The organism is Vibrio sp. 2134-1 (genome assembly GCF_033339495.1).
Genome location: NZ_JAWOUS010000767.1, coordinates 1 through 566, shown reverse-complemented (window position 1 = coordinate 566; position 566 = coordinate 1). Strand labels below are relative to the sequence as shown.

Here is a 566-nt window from a genome sequence, read left to right as displayed (position 1 = left end):
GTAGTACACCCATTGTCCCTGACGCTTATCGACTAAAATGCCACTCGATCTTAACTGAGCAAGATGACGAGAAACTTTCGGCTGACTCTCTTGCAATGCAAACGCCAAATCACCTACGCAAATTTCTCCTTCGCGGGCCACCAGCATTAAGCAGCGCACACGAGTCTCGTCAGATAAAAGCTTGAAAAACTGATGTGGAAGCATAGTTAACATACCTATATATGGATATGCGTATATGTTTATTTAATTGTGCCAAGGCGTCAAGAGCCACGCCCTTGCCTTCATAAAAGTTTCATACTAATAGAGAGAATTAGACCGCGACGACGCTTTGGCTCCAGCGAACCGCTTCGCTTAACGAGGCTTTGACTTCATCGAATGACAAACCCAACTGACCCGAGAGCTTTTCGACGCCATGCCAATCAGCTCGCTCGTAGCATTCTTCTAGCGAGATCAGCACGCCGTACTCACCCTTACGATGCAGTAATGCTTGCTGCACAGAATCACTCAACGGCAATTGCTTCACCAAAGCTTCGATCGATAAGTCGAGCATGGCATCTAAGATCGAC

Annotated in this window: 1 protein-coding gene and 1 pseudogene; both read right to left on the bottom strand. The window is 47.0% G+C overall.

Going from position 1 to position 566, the window contains the following annotated elements; translation table 11 throughout:
• Window positions 1-204, bottom strand: a 204-nt coding sequence (locus tag R7R78_RS28435) for a metalloregulator ArsR/SmtB family transcription factor (protein ID WP_225474891.1), incomplete at its 3' end; no start/stop codon positions are given.
• Window positions 205-310: 106 nt separating this feature from the next.
• Window positions 311-566: pseudogene (locus R7R78_RS28430) on the bottom strand (histidine kinase); the annotation flags it as partial.